Annotated in this window: 1 protein-coding gene; it reads right to left on the reverse strand. The window is 39.9% G+C overall.

What is annotated here, in order from left to right; translation table 11 throughout:
* On the reverse strand, nucleotides 1–995 hold a 995-nt coding region (locus WEIDD23_RS01785), incomplete at its 3' end, for a nucleoid-associated protein (RefSeq protein ID WP_062358705.1).
* Nucleotides 996–1,142: the final 147 nt, after the last annotated feature.

The raw sequence follows: 1,142 nt of genomic DNA on the forward strand, positions 1-1,142 counted from the left end.
GTGAATTTGTTGACAATTGATTCAATATCTTTAATAACCAACGACATTGTACCGTCCGGATTATTTACAAATTCCACCTTACTGCGGTCTTGATAAATATCCATCGGAATGGCAATTTCAATCCCTGAGTCTAATTTGAAACGTTGGAGCCGGTATTTCTTTTCATAACGTTCCACATTTGGCACGGCAATTTCAGTTTCAATCTCTTTGTCTGCAATGACTTCTTGGTAAGCCTGTTTGGCGGAAATATTACCCTTAAAAACTGCCTCGGCAATATCAGCGGTATTAATTTGACCATCTTCCTGAACGGAATCAAAAATCGCGCTCTGGGTGGCAGCCATTGCTTCGTGTTCAGGCACATCAAACTTATCAGCAACTGTTTTTACGGCTCGCTTGATTGTTTTGATATTGTCTTTAGTAGAAACCTCGGGCTCCAATTGCAAAAAACGTTCTGAAAAATAATTGATGCGGTGACCATCAATCAAGTATTGCTTTTCAACCAACATATAATCGCCCGTCATTAAGTTAACAATAATACCTTCATCCGCTTTTTGATTAGCACCCGGCAAGACGGCCTGGTTAAGCACTAAGTTGTTAACAAGTTGATCATCACGATAGTCCACGATGTGGGCGTAACGTGGCGCAAAATTTAACTTAATGAGGCCGAAAAAGTCGTCAGTCCCTTCAGCAAATTCAAAACTTAATAAGTCACCAGCCGGTACGGCCTCACTAGCGGCAATATTATCAAATAATTTTTCAGCCAATTGTGTCGTCTTTTCGGCAAACGTTAGCCCATTATTATCATCAATTGTTTGCGCCAGATAATCTTCACCGGTTAATGTGCCTGGCTTATAATCACCGGTCTGAAATTTTAGAATGATTTTTTCCAGATAATCGTGTAGACCTGGCTGTGTCAAATCAATTTCAGCCTGTGAGGCAATTAGATTGCCAGCGTCTTTATCCAAAATGTGTAAAATAACGTGCTTTAGTATCATAATGCTCTCGATTTCTGTAAAAAAAGTTGCGACCGGAAAACAGTCGCAACTCATAGTTTACTATTTTTGTTGCTTAATAGGCAACGTGATTCTGAAAATTGACCCTTGTCCAATTGCTGATTCGAGTTCGATATGACCACCGTAACC

The organism is Weissella sp. DD23, assembly GCF_001579105.1.
In the GTDB taxonomy this organism is placed as follows: domain Bacteria; phylum Bacillota; class Bacilli; order Lactobacillales; family Lactobacillaceae; genus Weissella; species Weissella cibaria.